This window comes from Bradyrhizobium sp. C-145, assembly GCF_023375135.1.
GTDB lineage: Bacteria > Pseudomonadota > Alphaproteobacteria > Rhizobiales > Xanthobacteraceae > Bradyrhizobium > Bradyrhizobium zhanjiangense.
Window position 1 is genome coordinate 7945734 of record NZ_CP088150.1, and the last position, 20674, is coordinate 7966407.

The 20674-nt window shown below is 62.3% G+C and carries 18 protein-coding genes and 2 pseudogenes; 15 read left to right on the top strand and 5 right to left on the bottom strand.

The annotated features are described in order from the left end of the window. The first annotated feature begins 10 nt into the window (after positions 1 to 10). The 5 genes and pseudogenes from LRP30_RS37320 to LRP30_RS37340 all read left to right on the top strand — a co-directional run. Positions 11 to 1186, top strand: coding sequence for a patatin-like phospholipase family protein (locus LRP30_RS37320; RefSeq protein WP_249758035.1), 1176 nt, complete (start codon positions 11 to 13; stop codon positions 1184 to 1186). Positions 1187 to 1228: 42 nt separating this feature from the next. Then, complete coding sequence (locus LRP30_RS37325) at positions 1229 to 2011, top strand: 3-hydroxybutyrate dehydrogenase (protein ID WP_249758036.1); 783 nt, start codon at positions 1229 to 1231, stop codon at positions 2009 to 2011. A gap of 40 nt (positions 2012 to 2051) precedes the next feature. Further along, positions 2052 to 3083 carry an HlyD family secretion protein gene (locus LRP30_RS37330; protein WP_249758037.1) on the top strand — a complete coding sequence of 344 codons (1032 nt, stop codon included), beginning with the start codon at positions 2052 to 2054 and terminating at the stop codon, positions 3081 to 3083. Continuing rightward, a complete protein-coding gene (locus LRP30_RS37335; protein WP_249758038.1) occupies positions 3080 to 4735 on the top strand; it encodes an MFS transporter in 1656 nt (551 codons plus the stop codon). Before LRP30_RS37330 ends, LRP30_RS37335 begins: the two co-directional genes overlap by 4 nt. An 11-nt stretch (positions 4736 to 4746) precedes the next feature. Further along, positions 4747 to 4911 (top strand): annotated as a pseudogene (locus LRP30_RS37340) (SOS response-associated peptidase); the annotation flags it as partial. A gap of 766 nt (positions 4912 to 5677) precedes the next feature. On the opposite strand, the gene LRP30_RS37345 reads toward LRP30_RS37340, so the two are convergent. Beyond that, positions 5678 to 6607 (bottom strand): Ku protein, encoded by a 930-nt coding sequence (locus LRP30_RS37345; RefSeq protein WP_249758039.1) that lies wholly within the window; start codon positions 6605 to 6607, stop codon positions 5678 to 5680. Between the two features lie 467 nt (positions 6608 to 7074). Here LRP30_RS37345 and LRP30_RS37350 point away from each other — a divergent pair, with 467 nt between their 5' ends. Together LRP30_RS37350 and LRP30_RS37355 are read left to right on the top strand one after the other, a co-directional pair. Next, positions 7075 to 7317: a hypothetical protein gene (locus LRP30_RS37350; RefSeq protein WP_249758040.1), complete on the top strand. Its 243-nt coding sequence runs from the start codon at positions 7075 to 7077 to the stop codon at positions 7315 to 7317. 112 nt (positions 7318 to 7429) lie between these two features. Next, positions 7430 to 8068, top strand: a complete 639-nt coding sequence (locus LRP30_RS37355) for a hydrolase (RefSeq protein ID WP_249758041.1) — start codon at positions 7430 to 7432, stop codon at positions 8066 to 8068. Positions 8069 to 8404: 336 nt separating this feature from the next. On the opposite strand, the gene LRP30_RS37360 is transcribed toward LRP30_RS37355, so the two are convergent. Continuing rightward, entirely contained in the window at positions 8405 to 8569 is a 165-nt protein-coding gene (locus LRP30_RS37360) for a hypothetical protein (protein ID WP_249758042.1), read from the bottom strand. A 595-nt stretch (positions 8570 to 9164) separates the two neighbouring features. On the opposite strand from LRP30_RS37360, the gene LRP30_RS37365 reads away from it, so the two are divergent. The 7 genes from LRP30_RS37365 (at position 9165) to LRP30_RS37395 (ending at position 17846) form a co-directional block, all read left to right on the top strand. Continuing rightward, positions 9165 to 9359 carry a hypothetical protein gene (locus LRP30_RS37365; RefSeq protein ID WP_249758043.1) on the top strand — a complete coding sequence of 65 codons (195 nt, stop codon included), beginning with the start codon at positions 9165 to 9167 and terminating at the stop codon, positions 9357 to 9359. Positions 9360 to 10298: 939 nt separating this feature from the next. Beyond that, entirely contained in the window at positions 10299 to 11195 is an 897-nt protein-coding gene (locus LRP30_RS37370) for a 3'-5' exonuclease (RefSeq protein ID WP_249758044.1), read from the top strand. A 71-nt stretch (positions 11196 to 11266) separates the two neighbouring features. Next, positions 11267 to 11521, top strand: a complete 255-nt coding sequence (locus LRP30_RS37375; protein WP_249758045.1) for a hypothetical protein — start codon at positions 11267 to 11269, stop codon at positions 11519 to 11521. A 1022-nt stretch (positions 11522 to 12543) separates the two neighbouring features. Beyond that, a complete protein-coding gene (locus LRP30_RS37380; RefSeq protein ID WP_249758046.1) occupies positions 12544 to 13209 on the top strand; it encodes a hypothetical protein in 666 nt (221 codons plus the stop codon). 87 nt (positions 13210 to 13296) lie between these two features. Beyond that, entirely contained in the window at positions 13297 to 14733 is a 1437-nt protein-coding gene (locus tag LRP30_RS37385; RefSeq protein ID WP_249758047.1) for a DUF1254 domain-containing protein, read from the top strand. Positions 14734 to 14926: 193 nt separating this feature from the next. After that, the gene (locus tag LRP30_RS37390) at positions 14927 to 16000 is read left to right on the top strand and encodes a transporter (RefSeq protein WP_249761923.1); all 1074 of its coding nucleotides are present in this window, start codon (positions 14927 to 14929) and stop codon (positions 15998 to 16000) included. A 226-nt stretch (positions 16001 to 16226) separates the two neighbouring features. Continuing rightward, positions 16227 to 17846, top strand: a complete 1620-nt coding sequence (locus LRP30_RS37395; protein WP_249758048.1) for a DUF1254 domain-containing protein — start codon at positions 16227 to 16229, stop codon at positions 17844 to 17846. 657 nt (positions 17847 to 18503) lie between these two features. On the opposite strand, the gene LRP30_RS37400 is transcribed toward LRP30_RS37395, so the two are convergent. Continuing rightward, the gene (locus LRP30_RS37400; protein ID WP_249758049.1) at positions 18504 to 18713 is read right to left on the bottom strand and encodes a hypothetical protein; all 210 of its coding nucleotides are present in this window, start codon (positions 18711 to 18713) and stop codon (positions 18504 to 18506) included. Continuing rightward, the gene (locus LRP30_RS37405) at positions 18710 to 18949 is read right to left on the bottom strand and encodes a hypothetical protein (RefSeq protein WP_249758050.1); all 240 of its coding nucleotides are present in this window, start codon (positions 18947 to 18949) and stop codon (positions 18710 to 18712) included. Before LRP30_RS37405 ends, LRP30_RS37400 begins: the two co-directional genes overlap by 4 nt. A 163-nt stretch (positions 18950 to 19112) precedes the next feature. On the opposite strand from LRP30_RS37405, the pseudogene LRP30_RS37410 reads away from it, so the two are divergent. Continuing rightward, positions 19113 to 19778 (top strand): annotated as a pseudogene (locus LRP30_RS37410) (PHP domain-containing protein); the annotation flags it as partial. Between the two features lie 142 nt (positions 19779 to 19920). Here the strand turns inward: LRP30_RS37410 and LRP30_RS37415 are convergent. Then, positions 19921 to 20133 carry a hypothetical protein gene (locus LRP30_RS37415; RefSeq protein WP_249758051.1) on the bottom strand — a complete coding sequence of 71 codons (213 nt, stop codon included), beginning with the start codon at positions 20131 to 20133 and terminating at the stop codon, positions 19921 to 19923. Between the last annotated feature and the right edge of the window lie 541 nt (positions 20134 to 20674).

A 20674-nucleotide genomic window follows, 5' to 3' on the forward strand; every position in this document is an offset into this window, starting at 1 on the left:
AGTATTAGCCATGCTGAACGTGATGCGCGAGCAAACCGGTTCTGAGCTGCAGCAAACAAGGTCGCTGCCATACGATGTCGTCGCCCTGGTGCTGCAAGGCGGCGGCGCGCTGGGCGCCTATCAGGCTGGGGTCTACGAGGGTCTGCACGAGGCCGGCATCCGGCCGAACTGGCTGGCCGGCATCTCGATCGGTGCACTTAATGCCGCCATCATCGCCGGCTCGCCCGAGGCCGAGCGCGTGGATCGGCTGCGCGAGTTCTGGGAGACCATCTGCGCCTTTTCGATCGAGTGGCCCGCCGGTGAGGGGCTGGCCAATGCCCTGCCCTTTGCATTCGACATCCACTCGGTACGCAACGCGCTCGCGGCGATGCGGGCACTGGTGCAGGGCCAGCCAGGCTTCTTCAAGCCGCGCTTCCCGTCGCCGTTGTGGTCGCCATTCTCAGGCGATGCCGCGACCAGCTTCTACGACACTGCGCCGTTGCAGAAAACGCTCGAGCGACTCGTCGACTTCGACCGTCTCAACTCGGGCGAGGTCCGCGTTTCCGTCGGCGCGGTCAACGTTCGTACCGGCAACCTAACCTATTTCGACACCGCCGAGCGCCGGCTGGGTCCGAGGCATTTCATGGCTTCGGGCGCCCTGCCGCCGGGATTCCCCGCCGTCGAGATCGAAGGCGAGCACTATTGGGATGGCGGCGTGGTTTCGAACACGCCCCTGTCCCGCGTGGTCTCCGGCGAACCCTGCGACACGCTGGCGTTCCAGATCGACCTTTGGTCGGCCAAGGGTCGCGTTCCCTACGACATGATGGAGGTATCGAGCCGGCAGAAGGACATCCAGTATTCGAGCCGCACACGCGCCGTTACCGACCAAGCGCTGCGAATGCAGAAGATGCGTCAGGCGCTACAGCGGACGATCGAGAGATTGCCGGAAGCCGCAAAGCAGGATCCGGAAATCCGCGCCATCTCGGATATGGCGCGCCATCGCTCCCACAACATCATCCACCTGATCTATCAGACCAAACCCCACGAGGGCCATTCCAGGGATTACGAGTTCGGGCTGAGCGCCATGCGTGCACACTGGCAGAGCGGACGGGAAGACATCCGCCGCACGCTTGCCGACGGCCGTCGCCTCGACCCGCCGCCGCCCGAGCTTGGCATCGTCACCCACGACATACATCGCCGCGACTGAGCTCTCGGCCAACTCATCTCCTGAACATCGAAAGGAACTCCCATGTTGAACGGCAAGGTAGCCATCGTCACCGGATCGACCAGCGGCATCGGACTCGGCATTGCGAAGGAACTCGCCAAGCTCGGCGCCGATATCGTGTTGAACGGTTTCGGCGACGCCGGCGAGATCGAGAAAATTCGCAGCGGCATCGCGCGCGAGCATGGCGTGCGCGTCATTTATGATGGCGCCGACATGTCGAAGGGCGAGGCCGTGCGTCGACTGATCGACGCCACCATCGAGATGTTTGGACGGGTGGACATCCTCGTCAACAATGCCGGCATCCAGTTCACCGCGCCGGTCGATGAATTCCCGTCCGCCAAGTGGCATGCCATCCTCGACATCAACCTGTCGGCGGCGTTCCACGGCATCGCGACGGCCCTGCCGCAGATGAAAAAGCGGGGCTGGGGCCGAATCGTCAACATCGCCTCGGCACACGGCCTTGTCGCCTCGACCCACAAGGCGGCTTACGTCGCGGCGAAACACGGCCTGGTCGGCCTCACCAAGGTGGTGGGCCTCGAGACGGCCGGGAGCGGAGTGACCTGCAACGCGGTCTGCCCCGGCTGGGTGCGAACGCGACTCGTCGAAAAGCAGATCAGCGACATGGCTGCGCAGCGAGGCATCAGCCAGAAGGAAGCGACCGAGGAGCTTCTCATCGAGAAGCAGCCCTCGCTGCAATTCGCTTCTCCGGAGCAGCTTGGCGGCACCGTCGCCTTTCTCTGTTCGGCCGCAGCAGACCAGATCACCGGCACGGCGATCTCTATCGATGGCGGCTGGACCGCACGGTAGCCGCGAGAATAGGCAGAGCTGTCAACGGTAGGAGAACATCGTGGCGCATCCCAACAAGAAGAAGGTTATCGGCTTGTTGCTATGCCTCGGCTCGGTCGTGACCATGCTGGCCGGATGGACCTATGCCCATTCAGGCGAGACGTCGACGGACAATGCCTATATTCGTGGCGACGTCACCTCGCTTGCACCAAAGGTTGCGGGCTACGTCACGGCGGTGGAGGTTCGGGACAACCAGGCCGTTCATGCGGGCGACGTCCTGTTCCGGATCGACGATCGGGACTACCGCGCGCGGCTGGCGCAAGCTGAGGCTAATGTCGAGGCCGCGCAGGCCCGGCTCGCCAATGTCGATGCGGAGATCCCGCTTCAGGATACGCTGATCCGGCAGGCCGAGGCGCAGAAGCGTTCGAGTATGGCCGAGATGGCTCTGGCCACCAAAGCCTCCGATCGGCGCCGCGAGCTGATCCGTACGAATGCGGTCAGCCAGGCTCAGGTTGACGAAAGCGATGCGGCGCTGTCGAAAGCTGAAGCGGCTGTCTCCGCAGCGGCCGCCACGGTGGAGGCGCAGAAGCAGCGCATCGCCGTCCTCGCCAGTCAGCGGGAGGCGGCGGTGGCCGCCGTGGCACAGGCGCGGGCCGCGCGCGACCTCGCCCAGATCGATCTCGACAATACCGTCGTGCATGCGCCAGTCGACGGCGTAATCGGCAACCGCCAGGTCCGTGTGGGCCGCCTTGTCGCGCCGGGCACTTCCCTGCTCGACATCGTACCGGTCAGCGATGTGTGGGTCGTGGCGAACTTCAAGGAGACCCAGATCGAACGGATCCGGCCCGGCCAGCGCGTCCGCATCATCGTCGATAGCTACTCGGACCAGCCTCTACAAGGTGTCGTGGACAGCTTTGCGCCCGGCAGCGGCTCCGCCTTCAGCTTGCTGCCGACAGACAACGCAACCGGAAACTTCGTTCGCGTCGTTCAGCGCGTGCCGGTGAAGATCCGCTTCGCAAGCAATCCGTTGCCCGGCCGGCTCGTGCCCGGCCTGTCCGCGCGCGTCGACGTCGACCACGGGAGCGGCTCATGATCAAGGTCGCGTGCACCATACCAAGCCGCGGACGATCCGCCGCAGGACCCCTTCTCGTCACGGGCATTGTGCTCGCCACGTTAACGGATGCCATCGCGAGCACCGTGCTGTCGCTCGGGCGTGGCTATATCATCGGCGACACCCACACCACTCCCGATGAGTTCGCCTGGCTCGATATCGGATACACAGCGCTGAAGCTGATTGGCTTCGTAGCCACTCCCTGGCTGATGCAGCGTGTTGATGCGTGCCGCCTAGTCATCTGTTCAACCCTGGTCATGGGCGGGGCGTGTGGCATCACCGCCATTAGCGCCCGGCTGGACCTGCTGATCGCGCTGCGCATGGTGCAGGGCTTCTCCGGCGCGATCCTGCTTGTCGCAGGCCAGGCGATCATTTTCCGCGCCTATCCGCGATCCCAACAGCCAATCCTTCAGGCGTTGTTTGCGATGGGATCGGTCGTGGCACCCGCGACCGCCGCTCCGGCACTGCAGGGCTGGTTGATCGACAGTCGGTCCTGGACATGGATTTTCTTCAGCGTCGTTCCGCTGGCGCTGGCGGCTGCCGGCCTGCTCCTGATCGCCGGCAACCCGCGGTCCGGTACGCTCGTCCGCCGTCCGCTTGACTGGATCGGCCTCTCATTGATCTCGATCGCACTCTTCAGTCTGACCTATGTTCTCAATCAGGGCAGTCGCTGGAACTGGTTCGAGGCGCCCGGAATCCTCTGGCTCACAGTGACTGGAGCGGCCGCGTTTCTGGCATTTCTCAGCCAGCAAATATTGACTGGAGGTCGCGGCCTGATCGACTTCACCCCGTTTCAATCGGAAGATTTTTCCTTCGCGTTCATTGTCAGTTTTGTTGCAGGCGCTGCATTGTTCGGCAGCGCGTTCTTGATTCCCTCTTTTGCCGTCTCCGTGCTGGCATTCAGGCCTACGGACGCCGGCCTGCTGTTGTTGCCAAGCGGTGCGCTCTTCGTTGGCACGCTCCTTGTCGCCGTCTTCCTGATGCAGGTTCGCCGCGTTCCTCCGGTCGCCACGGTGCCCCTTGGAATTCTGACGATCATGGTGGCGATGTGGATGTTGTCCGGCTCGACCAGCGAAAGCGGCGCGCACGACATGATGGCTGCCGTCCTCTTGCGGGGGCTCGGCCTCGGCTTCCTGTTTCTATCGATCACCCTGATTGCTTTCAGCAACCTCAACCAAGGCAACCGCGCGTCCGGCATAGGCCTCTTCAATACCGGTCGACAACTCGGCGGCCTGATCGGCGTGGCCGTCCTCCAGACGCTGATCGAGCACAGTGTCGCCGGCAACGTGACGGTGCTGGGGGCCAGTCTGACCGCCGGTTCTCCGGCGGTCAGCGAGCGGCTGAGAATGACAGCAGCAATGCTTGCCGCGACAGGAATGGACGCCCTGGCCAGCCGGGCTTCGACGTCCGTGCTGGACGGAGTCGTCATTCGCCAATCCACGGTTATCGCCTTCGATACGGCCTTCAATGCAGTCGCCCTGCTCTTTGTCGTCGCAGCGCCGCTGCTGGTGGCCATCAAGACCGGGCTCTCGCGATACTTGACATTGCGCGGAACGCCGCCGACAGAAATGACGCACTATGGGCCGGGGGCTGAGATGCTGGATAGCCATTTGCCTGCAGACCGGCGCGGTTGAAATGCACGCGCGTTCACCTCAAGGCCATGCCCGTGATCCTGACCACAACGGAGGAGCACGACGTCTAGAGGCGCGCCTCAATGGGAAAGGCCAAGGCGCTGCAGCGACCGCTTCCGGACGGGGCGCTGAGAATCGTTGCGCGTGGCGCGAAGGAAGACCCCGGGCCGGGAATGTAGCGTTCTGCACACGCTGCGGAACTGGTGGACAAGCCATAGCCCTGACGATTGCGAATCCCTGCTCCGGGCTAAGCGCCGGAACGAGCGACAGGGCGAAAGGATTCGACCAAGCAGGAGCGATCTCGATGCTGATGCCGCTCCAATTCGTCGGTCGCGACGCCAGCTTCATCGCCGCTTCGGCTTCGCACTCGGGATCATAAGCGCTGTCCATGCCCGCGATATCGTAGCGCCAAAGCATAAACGACGGATGCCGAACGCCCGAAGGAAGCCTGGACCACTATTCTCGGGCGGCAGCTTTCTGTCGTCTGGCGGTCCAAAGATAGTGCCCGTAAACGACCGGGCCCACGATAAACAACGACAAGATAGACAAATTCCGGAAGAGTTCGGCCAGGGTCGGGTCCGGCGCCTCGCTCCACCCGGCGAGCCGCGCAAATTCCGACCACGCCCGTCGTAGCTCCAAATTCCTCCCGCCTGCAGCCAAAGCATTCCTCTGATCAGATACGCCGGGTGCTGCTGCAGGTCTTTCGGGTCCAAAGGCATTTGGCAAGCTGCGATCCAACCGGTAATCATGATCCCTGTGGCCTGAAGGATAACTGCGTAGGTGAATAGCTTTGTTCGGTCGTGCTTGGATCGGTCATAAAGGTAATTTGCTACCAGCCCGAAAACGATCGCCTGAATGAACAGAAGCCAATGGTCAAAACGGATCTCCGGAAAACTCAGGTGGGACGCTTCCTGCATACCCAGCTCGCTCGTTTGTGGATCCGGCCTACGCCGACTTCCTTTGCGGCCTGGCCGCCGGCTTCTTGGCGGCGGCCTCCTTCGCCGGCTTCTTCCCGGCGATCGGCATCAACATCTCCTTTTGGCCGGCCGCCGCCTTCTTCGGCTTCTTGGCAGGCTTTTTCGACTTGGCGACCTCGGTCGCAGCGCCGCCCACGCTCTTGCGTAGCGCGTCCATCAGATCGACGACGTTCTCGCCCTTCGGCCGCTCCTTCGGACGGATGACCTTGCCGGCCCGCTTCTGATTGATGAGCTCGACCAGGGCGCTCTCGTAGTGATCCTCGAATTTCGCCGGATCGAAGCGCCCCGCCTTCTGGTTCACGATGTGTTTGGCGAGATCGAGCATGTCCTTCGTGACCTTCACGTCCTGGATCTCGTCGAAATATTCCTGCTCGCTACGCACCTCATACGGATAGCGCAGCAGCGTGCCCACCAGGCCCTTGTCCATCGGCTCGAGCGCGATGATGTGCTCGCGGTTGGTCAGGACGACGCGGCCGATCGCGACCTTGTTCATCTCGCGGATGGTCTCGCGGATGACCGCGAAGGCGTCGTGGCCGACTTTGCCGTCGGGGCGGATGTAGTAGGGCCGGATCAGGTAGCGCGGGTCGATGTCGGCCTTGTCGACGAACTCGTCGATCTCGATGGTGCGCGTGGATTCCAGCGCGATCTCCTCGAGCTGCTCTTTCGTGACCTCGATGTACTGGCCCTTGTCGAGTTCGTAGCCCTTGACGATGTCCTCGTTGGGCACTTCGTCGCCGGTATCGGCGTCGACCTTCAGGTACTTGATGCGATGACCCGTCTGTCGGTTGAGCTGGTTGAAGCTGATCTTCTCGCTCTCCGACGTCGCCGGGTATAGCGCCACTGGACACGTGACGAGCGAGAGTCTCAGAAACCCTTTCCAGTTGGCTCGGGGCGCCATGTACGCAGAACTCCGGTTCGGGGCGGCCTGGATTCAAGACGAACGAGATTGCCTGGTTCCGACATCGCGAACCCGCTCGGAGACGATTTCAGAACCTTCCCGATCTGTTCTGTAGGTATTTTTACCTTGATCCAGCTCAGCGGTCCGCCAGACCAAGCGCTTGCCGGCGCGCACAATTCGGCAGGAGGCGGCTGGACTTCGGGCCGTTTTGTCGACTTGACTCACTTCGAACAAACAATGAACATGCCTTATGCCCGCAACACCCGAAGCCGCCGCCTCCGAGCTGGCCGACCTCAAGCTGGCGGCCGACCAGGCAATCGAGGCCTGCGGAGGCGACGCTCGTGAGGCGGTGAAGGCGCTGATCGTGACCAACGACTTTCCCCAGCTCGAAGCGCTCCGGTCGAAGGTGTCGACCGGCTACGCCCGTGGACGGCTCCCACGAGTGCGAGAACGCAAGGATGAAGCAGATGGCGACCTACTATGTCGCTCTACCGTTCGTTTTCTCCGACTACGGCCTAGCCCCCGGCGAGGCGACGGAGTGCCTGAGCGCCAACGCCGCCGTCATGCGGGCCGAGGCGCTATCCAGAAAGCCCGGCCACGCGGGTGCCATTGCGTTCAGCCGAACCGGCGATCCGTCCAGCGGCGACTTCAGCGACGCCAAGCTGATCGGGAAGTTCGGCGAGGTGCCGGACGATCTCAGCACCTTGTGATGGCCGACCTCCGGCTAATCGACCGCGGTGAAGCTCGCATCAGGAGATCTTGGTGGTATAGACCTTGATCATCACCTGATCACCGCTTCACTTCCATTCGAAGAGAAACAACGTGGCAAAGACCCGACCCGAACCCGTCCGCGATCCGAAGGCCGATCACCTTCTGACCCCGCAAAACTGCGTTCTTGTCCTGATCGACTACCAACCTGAGCAGTATTCCAGCGTGACTTCATCCTCGCGTGAGGAGATCACCCTGAATGCGATTGCGCTGTGCAAACTCGCTCAGGCCTACGGCATCCCAGTGGTGCTCTCGACGGTGGCGGTCGACATGGGCGTGAACGAAGGCACGATTCCGGAGATCCGCGCGGCTCTGCCGGGAGTGGAAGAAATCGACCGCACCGGCGTCAACGCGTGGGAAGACGAAGACTTCCGCAAGGCGGTCCAGGACACGGGGCGACGCAAGGTGGTCATCGGGGCGCTCTGGACCGAGGTCTGCCTCGCCTTTCCGACGCTGGACATGCTGGCCGAAGGCTATGAGATCTACCCGGTCGCCGACGCCGTGGGCGGCATCTCGCCGGCCGCGCACGAACGCGCGTTCGACCGAATGATCCAGGCCGGGGCAAGGCCGATCACGGCGATCTCCTTCGGTTGCGAGATCATGCGCAACTGGGCCCGGGAAGATTCCGACAAGCTGCGGGAAGTCATGCGATGGTATTTCCCTCAGCATCGCCGTCTGCACAAGTCGGCTTGAGGGACAACGTCGATCCTTTTCGTGGTCGGCGACGCGAAGTTGAGATGGCTCAAAGCGAACCGTTCGGAGGCGCAGAGTTGGCTTCGTACCGAGCGGCAAGAGAGCGTGCTGCGGTGCCGTTACGGTTGCGGAGCCCCGGACTTCCTAGGCACTCCGGGCTCCGCCCCAAGATTTTGCGACCGCAGGATACGGCGTCGGCTCCGAGAACAACCCGCGGGCACGTTCGATGGAACGAAGCCCGGACCTGCGGGTTGGACGGCGGAAGCATTTGGACAGTTTGAGAGCACGATCGGCCTCGGCAGCGATGCAGCTGCCGGGGCCGATCTGCATTCCATCCTATTCCTCGCTCGGTGCGGCGTTTCCGGGCTCGAGCAGGCTGAGCGCGGTCTCGATCTGCGCGAGCAATCTTTCGATCTCCTCGCGCTCGTTGGCCCCAGGATCGCTCTCGAGCTGCGCAAGGAGCCGTTCCTTCCGCGCCAGCAACTTCGCGACGGTCGACATCGCACCTCCCCACGTTCCCAGCAGAACCTCCAAAGGATTTGATGGGCTGGCGCCGATCTCGCCAGCCCTGTCGCGGCAATGGACGGGCCGCCACGCGTTGCACGCGCCTCAGACCTGGACGTTCGGAGTGTGGCGCTCTGGCCCTACTTCGCCGGCGGCCGCAACGGACTGTCCACCCACCTCCGGGCGGCGGGATCGTGCAGCGGATCATCGTCGCAGGCGGGACAGACGTATCGGTCGGCGTCGCGCCCCGTCCGGTCCGGAACGAGCTTCATCGCCCTCCCGCAGACCGGGCACAACTTCCGCACCTGGTGCGATACCGACATCCGATTTCCCTGCCGCCCCAGCTTAGTTCCGCATCGAGCGCTCGCTCAAGACAATTCGCGAGGCGCGCAAAGCAACGCGGTTCGACGATGACCGAGCAGTTATCGCGGGACGCAGCCGAAGCGACCAGAAAGCAAAGGCATGTTTGCCGGCGGACGCTTCGTCCTGTGTCGCCGCTCATGTTGCTCTTCGTCGGATGCGTCAGACCACTTGACGCGAAGAGCGTCCCGCATTGAAATCCGGCTCTCGGTGATGTTGCGGGGGTGGCGTCGTGGAAGAGTTCTACAGAGGCTTCGCGCAGCGGGCGCGCGAGCTGGCGGAGAATGCGGACCCGTTCACCAAGCGGCGACTGCTCGACCTGGCAAAGCGGTACGATCTCAAGAGCAGCGGATCAAGCTACGGACGCGCTCCGGCGCCAAGGGCAACGCCGCCGACGATGCTCCTCTCGGGATCGGCAGAGGCCTGAATCAGTCCTCTCCGTCGTTCATGTCAGACGGGCATCGGCCCGGCGCTGCGAGCAAAAAACTGCCTCGCGACCCTTGAGACGGGATACAGTACCTCCGTGGAGCATCCTGGAGGTGAAACATGCATAAGGCGCTACTGCTGTCTTCTGTTGTACTCGTCACAGTGCTCGGGTTCGGACTCCAAAATGGAGCGCGTGCCGTCCCCGCCGATCCGCACCTGGTTGACGCGATTCCTTCGTCATCCAACGTGCACTTGGCTCGGGCAGCCGTACGCGGTCCGCGTGGTGGAGGTGCTGTTGTTGGCCCACGAGGAGCGGCCGTTCGAGGCCCGCGCGGCGGAGCCGCTGTCGTTGGCCCGCGAGGCCGCGCGGCTGTCGTCGGTCCCCGAGGCGGAGCCGCCGTCGTTGGCCGGCCCTACTATGGAGGAGTGTGGTACGGCACCGGGAGGCGGTACTGGAATGGCCGCTGGTGGCCATATGGCGTAGGCGCTTGCTGGCGCCGTAGTCCGATCGGCTTTGTGTGGGTGTGCGGATAGCTGTCTTGCACTCCCGCCTCGATCTTGATCAGGGGCGGTGCGGCAGCCATTTGGGCCATAAGCGCGCCAAGGAGCGAACTTGTTGCCGACTTGGCGCGTGCGACGCTCACGTCAAGAAGTCGACGGCCCCGGCTGCTGGCGGAGTGCTGACGGCGACGCCTCCTGGGCCAAGCTCTTCGCCTCCAAGCAGGCGGCCGACAATTGGCTCGAGCAGAACGCTCCCAACGGTAGGACCCGGTCATATCCGGTCGACGATTAAGCTGAGCACAAGCGCGCGGGCACCGGTTGGTCCGGGGCGAAGCGGCAGTCCGCAGCAGGGCTCTAATGGGCTGATGCGAGCCGAAAAGCCCGTGAATCGCTTGGTTTTCGAGTACCTCCTGATGAGATATCGTGCCAAACCATATCCATGCTTCAGGACACGACGAATCTGGCCGCGATGGCGGAAGCCTTGAGCCGGTCGGCGGACTACCGGGTGCTGCGGCGCCTGGTGCCGCGGCCCACGTACCAGCCGACCATCGGGCAGGATTGCAGGACGGGCATCCTTCTGGACACCGAGACTACCGGCCTCGATCACGCCAAAGATGAGATCATCGAGCTCGGGATGGTCAAGTTCGACTACACGCCGGACGGCCGAATCATCGGCGTCAGAGACGTGTTCTCCGCCTTCAATGAGCCGAGCGCGCCCATTTCCGCGGAAGTGACGGCACTCACCGGCATCACCGACGAGATGGTGGCGGGTCACAGATTCGACGATGCCGCCGTCACGTCCTTCGTCGAAAACGCAGTCGTCACGATCGCGCATAACAGCGCTTTCGATAGGAGATTCGTAGAGCGATACTGGCCCGTGTTCGAGCACAAGGCCTGGGCCTGCAGCATGAGCGAGATCGACTGGCGCAATTTCGGCTTCGCGGGTTCGCAGCTCGGCTACCTGCTGAACGGAGCCGGCTACTTCCACCAGGCGCACCGGGCGGTCGACGACTGCCACGCCTTGCTGGAGGTTCTCGCTTTCGAATTGCCGACGACCGGATCGCCGGCGCTCGCGCTCCTGCTTGAGACCGCACGACGGAAGACCCTGCGGGTCTGGGCGGAGCAGTCGCCGTTCGAACTCAAGGACTCGTTGAAACGCCGCGGCTATCGCTGGAACGACGGCAGCGACGGTCGACCGAAGTCGTGGTACATCGACGTTACCGAGGACGCGTTCGCCGACGAGATCGCGTTTCTGCGGGCCGAGATCTATCTCCGCGACGCCGATCCGCGGGTCCAGGAATTGACCGCCTTCTCCCGCTTCTCGACGAGGATTTAGCGTGCAACATTCACATCGCGCGCGCCTATCGGCCCGATTCGGGCCATGCCGGCAACCAAGGATTAAAAAGGATGGCCTTCACGTTGAACGAAGCATTCCGAGTGCTGCGCGCGCGGGGTGTAATCGAAATGAAGGTCAGCCTGCCCGAGAACGAGATCGTCGAGGGGCCGGCCGATGGCTGGGCCTACTATAGCTACGGAAAGGAATTCTATTTCTGCGTCGATGCCGACGGGAGCGCCGTCGGGGGCCGGGAGGCATTCGAAAAAAAGGTGAGCTTGCTCAAGCCTAGGAAGCGCACGGCCGTCCGAGCGAATTCCAGGAGCTAATCCTGCTCTGAGCGGAATGGCCGATGTCGTTCTCGGTTGCGACTGCGAGCGGCCGAATAAGTCATACATCCCGACCTGCAGTTCGGAAGGTCCCGAGGCAATTCAGAGACCCTGTTCACCGACGCCGATCGGCGTGCAAGGACCGGGAATTCCCCAAAATTGACGCGTCGTCGGTCACACTCAGGTCGTATATTTCCGGACCTTCGTAGGGCCGCGCAGATTTGGAAAGGGAAGTGGAGGTGAGCGCATGAACGCCGACCGCCAGTACGCCGTGGCCTCGCTCCTTTTCGACTATGTGAAGAGCCCCTCGTTGCGGCATTTGCGTGATTCCCACAGCGTGCATAGACTTGCCCGCGACATAGTCAGCGCGCTCGATCGCGCAAGTTCGGTTTGGAGCAAGTGGGAGGCAGAACGGGAGGAGGTCGCAAAGGCCCCGGCTCCATGTTGGATTCCGACGGAAGACCTGCTCGCCACGCTCAACAACTTGCCTGGTCCGCCGCTGACTAGGACAGACGTGGAGCAGCGTAGCGTGCAATCGCCAAGGAGACGGGCCGGCCCTGCTATCGTCCGGCAGTCCTGTCGCAACGTCCGCTATTGAACGGACCTCGCCTGCGGTGACCGAAGGTCCTGCGACCAAACAACGCAGATATCGCAACCGCAATCGAGCGATCGAAGATCGCGAGCGCGCCCCAAGAAAATCTGCTGGCAAATCAGTTGGATCGCCGATGGTCGGCACATTGCGCGGCGTTGAACTATGACAAACCTCCCGCACGCGAGATAACATAGGATGAGCGGTGGCAGCCGCAGTTGCCTTGTGTTAGCGTGAATGCTCGCGGAGGTAGTGAAGCAAACCTCCTCGAAGCCGGCTTGGACGACCCTTTTTAAAAGACCAGCGCTATTTCGATCCCGCGGACGCCTGCTGCGTCTTTTGCAGCGGACAGCGTGCGCCCTGCTGTGCCTATTACGGAGACTGCCTACCTTTCGCGAACGCAGGTTTTCAAGAACCAACCCGTGAGGCAAACATGACCCGCGCGAGAAGAGTTCAGATCGCCGGCCTGCTGGCCGCAGCAATGGCACTCGGCGTCGAAGCCGCTGTTGCGCAAACCACGCCGCCACAGCCGTCGATGAAAACAATCGGCACACCCACAACCGCGGCCAAGCCGGAGATCGTGCCTTCGCTGTTCGTGTTGAATGCGCGCGGCGCCATGCTGCAAGGCGACACCCTGACGCTGGTCGGCATAACGCCGAGCGCAATCATATTTGCGGATCGGCCGGTCAGGGCAGCGGGCCACCAGCCGACTGCCGATGTCATCGCGGAATGGGGATCGGGTGACGACAGCTTCGCCAAGAATCCTCCCAACGCCACCGTGTCGGTACTCGGCAAGGATGGTTCGGTCAAGGATGCCGTCGTGGTGCTGAAGAACCCGAAGCTCGAGGGCGATAAGCTGACCTTCAATGTTCAGAACCTCGAAGGCGATCTCGCCGGAGCGGACGGCGGAGCGGCCCTCTTCATCGACATCATCGGCCGGCCGTTCACGCCGCTCTCGTTTGCCGGCGTCGCGCGTCGCTCTGCATTCCGCGGCGCGATGTATGCCGGCGCGGTCGGAGCGGCTGCATACGCTGCGCCCTATGCGTACGGCTATAGCCGCCCAGCCTGCGGCTATTACCCCTATCCGCCTTGCTACTGAGACAATTGAGGACGGGACGCTCGGGCATCGAGCCAATTTGAAGAACGATCACGAGGTTTCGATATCTTACGTCAAGGAGTTCGTTCCATGAGTATCACCCGTCGCAAAGCGATGATTGGCGGTATGAGCCTGCTTGCCAGCACCTCGATGAGCGTACCGAGTCGTGCCGAGTTCGGTGAACTCCTCGGCCTCGGCGAGGGCCTTGAAGACTTCGCGCTTGCAACCGACGCCTATATCTTCGGCTATCCGCTGGTGACGATGGAGATGACGCGGAGGGTCATCACCAACGTCGCAGCGCCGGTCGGGACGCGGGCGCCGATGGGTCAGATCATCAAGCTGCGCGAATATCCAAACGCGTCCTTCCGGGATGTGACGGCGCCGAACGCGGATACACTTTATACCAGCGCGTTCTTTGACGTTGGCAAGGAGCCGTGGGTGCTGAGCCTCCCGGACATGAAGGGCCGTTACGCGCTATTTCCGATGCTCGACGGCTGGACCACAGTATTCCAGGTGCCGGGCAAGCGAACCACTGGCACCGGCGCGCAGACCTACGCGATCACCGGCCCCGGCTGGAAGGGCACGCTGCCGAAGGGCATCAAGGAATACAAGTCGCCCACCAGCATCGTGTGGCTGCTCGGGCGCATCTATTGTACCGGCACGCCGGAAGACTATGCCGAGGTGCACAAGCTGCAGGACGAGGTCAAGCTCGTGCCGTTGAGTTTGTACGGCAAGCCCTACACGCCGCCGCCGGGCGCGGTCGACCCGTCCCAGGACATGAAGACGGCAGTGCGCGACCAGGTCAACCGCATGGACGCGGCGGCTTATTTCACTCTGCTTTGCAAGCTGATGAAGGACAACCCGCCCGCGGCTGCGGATATGCCACAACTCGCTAAGTTCGCGAGGATCGGCATCGTAGCGGGGCAGGATTTCGATGCCAGCAAGCTGAAGGCAGATTTCGTCAAACGCGTACCCGAGATCGCGTTCGACCGGATCATGCTCCAGTTCAAGATCAACAAGGACATGAAGGAGGAGAACGGCTGGGGATTCACGACCAAGACAGGCATCTACGGCACCGACTATCTGATGCGGGCGCTGGTCACTGCCATCGGACTCGGTGCAAACCGGCCCCAGGATGCTGTCTATCCGACATCGCAGAAGGACGCGGAAGGCCGAAAATACAATGGCGCGAACAAGTATGTTATTCGCTTCCCCAAGGGGCAGATGCCACCGGCGCTCGGTTTCTGGTCGGTGACCATGTACGACGCCGACTATTTCTTCGTGAACAATCCGCTCAACCGTTATTCGATCAGTGCGCGCCAGAATCTGAAGTCCAATCCCGACGGCTCAACGGACATCTACATTCAGAAAGACTCGCCGGGCAAGGAGAAGGAGTCGAATTGGCTTCCTGCGCCATCCGGCGATTTCGTCCTTATGATGAGGCTGTACTGGCCAAACGAGAAGAACCCTTCGATCATCGATGGATCGTGGAAGATTCCGCCCGTGAAAAAGGTGACCACGGTCTGACCGCCGGCGACCGTCGGGACCTGAGCTTTGTTCGCCAGGTTCGGAGTTTACAGAGCGCTTCCGCCCGAAGGAGCGGCAAGACGGCGTGACTTCGGCGCCCCTCGAAGCGGGCAGTGTGAGCAGGTCGCTGCCGGGGCGTGAGACTTTGAATGCGGATCGATACATTGTCATTTGTTGGCGGGAGGACAAGCAGGTGATGCGGTACATATCCCAACCAATGTCTCGTTATCGGCCAATTGGCGCAACGATCGGCCTGGCGGTGGCGTTGGCGGCTCTCTTGTCCGACGCGGCATATGCGGACGAGGACGGCGTTTCGTACTGGCTTCCAGGGCGCTTCGGTAGCCTCGCGGCAGTGCCCGCGGTCCCCGGCTGGTCAATGGCCGAGGTCTACTATCATACGAGCGTCTCGGCATTCGGTAACGCCGCCGCAGCAAGAGAAATTCGCGTCAGCCGAATCCCCGCTAACGTCAATGTCGATTTGAGTCTGCGTTTGAACGCGCAGGGCGATCTTCTCCTGCTCAACCCAACCTACACGTTCGCCACGCCCGTACTCGGCGGACAATTGGCGATCGGCATCACCGGATTGTTTGGTCGATCCGCCGCAACGCTCGACGGAACACTGACGACGGCGGTTGGGCCGTTTGCGACAACCCGCACCGGCACACTTTCTGATTCAGTCACCTCCCTTGGGGATCTATATCCTCAGATGACGCTGAAGTGGAACGCCGGCGTCCACAATTTCATGACCTATTTAACCGGTGACATCCCGGTTGGCGCCTACGATCCGATGCGTCTCGCCAACCTTGGCATTGGGCACGGCGCGATCGACGGCGGCGGCGGCTACACCTATTTCAATGAGAAGTTGGGGCACGAATTTTCGGCGGTTGCCGGGTTCACCTACAATTTCAAGAACCCTGACACGCAATACCAAAGTGGCATCGATTTCCACATTGATTGGGGTGCTTCGCAGTTTCTCTCGAAGCAGCTCTTTGTCGGGTTGGTCGGCTACTACTATCAACAGATCACGGACGATTTTGGTCCGAATCCAATTCTGGGCGGTTTCCGGTCGCGCGTCGTGGGCGTCGGCCCTCAGGTCGGATATCTGTTTCCGGTTGGAGACTGGCAGGGATATTTGAACTTGAAGGGCTATGGCGAGTTCGCTGCAGAAAATCGGCCGGCCGGCTGGAATACGTGGCTGACGTTTTCGCTGTCGCCAATGGCACCCACCAGCACCGTCGCACCGACTCGAAGGATTATAACGAAGTAGTTGAGCTGTTGAGCCAGTCCGGTCCAAGTGCCGCCCTCGTGTCGAACGCTTCAGCCTTGCGTGCACGGTTTTACGTTGCGCTCCGCCAATCACCTTCGAGCAGATCGCAATGTGTTTGGCTGCTGGGAGACTGCTCAGGCGGATTGTCTAGCGCGTTTCACAAGCTATAATTGTGAAGGCGCTGCATTCCTAGGGGGACGTTGTATTCCACAGGGAGGCGACAACGATGATGAATGCCGTCAGATGCATCGCAGCTATCGCTGGCTGCGCCGTATTGCTGCTGCCGCACTTCGCAACTGCCCAGACCCCGGCTCCTATTCCATCATCACTGGTCACGCCGGACAAAGTCGAGTCGCGCATCGGCGCGCTCGAGTTCAAGGACGGTGTCCCGAGCAAGGCCACCGCCGACCGGCTCTTCGACAATCTCGACTTCACCTATGCCTATCGCGCGTTCATGGACAACATGCGCGGCGTCAGCATCCACGCGCTGCGCGAGGGTCTGCGGAGCGTCGGCGTCAAGGAGAACGAGGTGATCGTCTTCTCCGACCTGATGGATGCCAAGTCGCTGTTCCTGACGGCGAACGCCGACACCATCTACGTCATGGGCTACCTCGATCTCAGCAAGGGGCCCGTGGTGGTGGAGACACCGCCCAAGTTTCTCGGCACCGTGCAGGATGCCTGGTTTCGCTGGATCGTCGACCTCGGCCTACCCGGGCCCGACCGCGGAGAGGGCGGCAAGTACCTGATCGTGCCGCCGGACTATAAGGGGCAACTGCCGGACGGCGGATACTTCATCGGGCGTTCCCGCACCAACACCATCCTGTGGTTCGGCCGCTCGTTTTTGGAGGATCACAAGGACCCCAAGCCGGTCGCCGAGACAATCCGTAAGTTCACCAAGGTCTACCCTTACGAGCCGGGCGGCGTGGGCACGCCGATTTCGGACTTCCTGGCCGGCAAAGCCAAGCTGGGGCGGGTCACCGCACCACCGCCGACCGTTTTCCATGAAGGCAGCGGCAAGGTGATGAATACCCTTCCGCCGAACGACTGGACCTTCTACGACATGCTCAACGAGGTCGTGCAGAAGGAGCCGGCCACCTCGCTCGATGCAGAACTGATGGGACCGGTCGCCGCCATCGGCATCGTCAAAGGCAAGCCGTTCGCGCCCGATGCACGCATGAAGAAGATCATGACCGAGGCGCTCGCGCTTGCCAACGCGACCTCGCGCGCCCTGTTCATGGTCCCGCGCGACCCGAGCTGGTTCTATTACCCGAACTCGTCGTGGTTCAACTTCCTGTTCGTGAGCGGTTACGAGTTCGAAACGCCGATCCCGGAGATCACGCGCGAGGGAGTCAAACCCTTCCCGACCACCGGCTACCGCACCATGGACGCGCGCACCAACTTCTTCTACGGGGTCACCGGCATCACGCCAGCAATGGCGATGCGCCTGCCCGGCATCGGCTCACAATATCTGCTGGCGATGACCGATGCGGACAGGAATTACTTCGACGGCGCCAAGACCTACAAGGTGACGCTGCCCAAGGGCATTCCGGAAGAGAACTTCTGGTCGTTCACGGTGTACGACAACATGACGCGCTCGATGCTCGACACGCCCCAGCGCTATCCTCGCGCCGGCAGCCAGAGCTACCCCTCGCCAGCGGCAGAGGCGGATGCCGACGGCTCCACGACGATCTACTTCGGCCCGACACAGCCCGCAGGAGTGAAGCGCGGCAACTGGATACAGACCGACCCGAAGAAAGGCTGGTTCGTGATCCTGCGCCTCTACAGCCCGCTTGAGCCGTTCTTCACGAAGAGCTGGCGGCTGAGCGAAGTCGAGCAGGTGAAGTGACATGCGGCGGCGGCAGGCATAAACAAATCGTCTGCCGCCGCAGGCTGGACGAGGGAGGCTGGCAATTGCCGCTCAGGAACCATCGAGAGGAGGGGCACATGGCACCTGGTTGGTCGGCTGTACTGTACGTCCGCGCCTTAGCAGTGTCTTTCGCTTTCAGCGGATCCACTGGGCTGGCTGCCCAGGAGAACGTGCAAAGTATGTTAGCTGCCCAGATCCGCTTGCAGGGATTCGTCTGTGACAAGGCGATTGGTGCGAAGAAGGACGCGAAGCGCTCAAGACCTGATTATGCCGTTTGGGTGCTCAACTGTGGTAATGCGCGCTACCGCGTGAGCCGGGCCCCCGACATGGCTGCCAAAGTCGACCCGCTCCGTTAACTGGCCGTGCCTCACTAGCCGCCAGCTGGCAGCCTTTGGCATGAAAGGCGTTGTCTGACTCGTATTCACCTAGCTGATGCGCGTCTCGCGATGACAATCCGACCGTCTTCACCCCGAAAACTGAAAGGTGAACTGGTCGAGCGGGCGTGTGAGTGATGTCCGCAAGTGGCGACCCGCGCATGCGCTGGATGTCGCTGCGCGGCTGATGAACTCGATTGCCGAATGAGGAAAGAAACCGTACCCGACGGATTGCAACAGCTTGCGAGTGTGCCAGCGACCTTCAGGCGGACTTCTTGGTCGCTTCCGCCAGCGCGGCTTTCCCGACCTCGGTAAGGGCGGCGAGCGTGCGGTTTCCGTTTTTGGCGCTTTCGAGCAGTTTTTCTGCGATCTGCTTCCTCAGTTCGTGGTCGCCCCCGTGAGGGAGCGACCGGCAGACCTCATCGAGAACGACGTCGAGGTTAGCCATCGTGCGGTCATCGAGCTCGGTCATGGCCGGCTCCGCGTGGGAATGAGCGAGGGGGGTTGCGCTTGGCGCTGCTGTCGGTCGCTTGCGGCGACCCATCCATCCAGCCGGGAGGCGGTCTCGGCCTGACGCGCCTTTTTCAGCAGGCTTTCTTTGTCGGGGCCCGGCGGAAGCTTGGATGCGTTCTCGCTCACCTGCCTGGCGAACGATGCCAGGCGATCCTGCAACGACAGCGCTTGCTTGAAACGGCGTCGCCTCTGCATGGGTCAATCCTCGTTTTGCTCTCAGGCAACTTGCCATCATAACGACAAGCTCAACTCCAAGTTCCTAAAGAGGAACAAAGCGAAGGATTAGGAGAGTCGTCGTCCTGGTGGGATCGCAGCAGCCGGTCGGGGAGTAGAGCCCCTTCGTGTTCGAGGGTCCCACACCCGCCAGCGCGGGTTCGAGTATTTCAGGGGTCGCCGACCACTCCAAGTCCGCGCGCTACGCAGGCGGTCTCTCCGTGGAGGAGATCGCGCAGGAGCACCGCGAAGCCGACCGGCTGAACAAGCGCTTCGGCAAGGATTTCCGGATCCTGAAAGGCATCGAATCCGACATTCTGGTAGACGGCTCGCTGCACTATGCGGATGACGTGCTGGAGCGGCTCGACTTCGTGGTGGCGAGCATCCATGGCCGCCTCAAGCTGGACCGCAAGGCGCAGACGCAGCGCCTGCTTCGGGCGGTCTCCCATCCTCGACCGCCATCATCGGCCACATGACCGGGCGACAGATGCAGCCTCGGCCAGGCTACGAAACCGACGTCGAGAAGGTGCTGCGGGCCTGCGTGAAGCACGACGTTGTCGTCGAGATCAATGCCCATCCGTGGCGTCTCGACCTGGATTGGCGCTGGCACCAGGCGGCGCTTGAGTTGGGCTGCATGCTGAGCAGCAATCCGGACGCGCACTCGATTCCAGAGCTGGAGAACGTGCACTGGGGCGTCGAGATGGCCCGCAAAGGCCGCGTCCCTGCCGACCGGGTCCTGAACGCGATGACGCTGTCCGGAATTACGCACTACCTCCGCCAGAAGCGGCGCCCGCTCGGCCGCCTTGCCTGATCGCGCTTCTTCGCCGCGGCCTTCGCTGGCTTCTTCCCGGCGATTGGCACGTACCGATAGGCTGCTTTCAACCTGCGACGCATGATCGATCGCGTGGGCCCTGACCGCCTTTATCCGCGCGATAGTACGGGAGGCAATCGCATCATTCCGGCGGCGTAACGCGCTTCTTCAGAAACTGGTCAACCGCCTGCAGCAGCATCCCGTGCGCGATATCCCGCAGCGCGTCGTAGGACGCCGGCTCCAGATAGAGCGACATCTGGCGCGTTCGTTCCTTCAGCGTGCCCATGCTACGCCGCGACGAGGCCGGCGCCGTGGCCCCGCCGGGGCCGGCCGAGCTCGAGAGCCTGAAAGCCATCGGTCGGTCGACACCTGCCGGGCGATTGCCGCTTGGCCTGGGCGGCGCCGGGCGCCGGCACCGCACCATCGAAGCCACATCCGGAGCGGGACCGGGCGCAAGCGCCGGCGCGTCAGCAACGAGATCTCCGAGAAGGTTCTTCCGTGTGGCCACCTCGCCGCTCCTTGTCCAGGGCGCCCTTGGAGCCCGTCGCCTGTAATTCTGTGATCCCGTGATCGATTGACCCTGCGGTCACAGGAATATGGACGGGAAGCTTAACAAACGCTGTTGTGCGGGCGGGATCGGCCCCCCGGGATCGGCGCCCAACCCCCGTTCGAGACGTCCCCGATCGCCCCGAAGTAGGCCGAGATTGACGCCCAAAATCGCCGGACGGGTGGTACACGGCGGTGGTCACAAATCACGGCCGGGCTATTTAGGAATCCTTGTTTTACGGCGGATTTCGCGCAATCGCGGCCTAGGGGGAGGGATTCCCACTATCTCAACCACCGCCTGTGGTGAGGCTGTCTCGCTGCGTCGATAACCGCTGATGAGGTCGGATTTT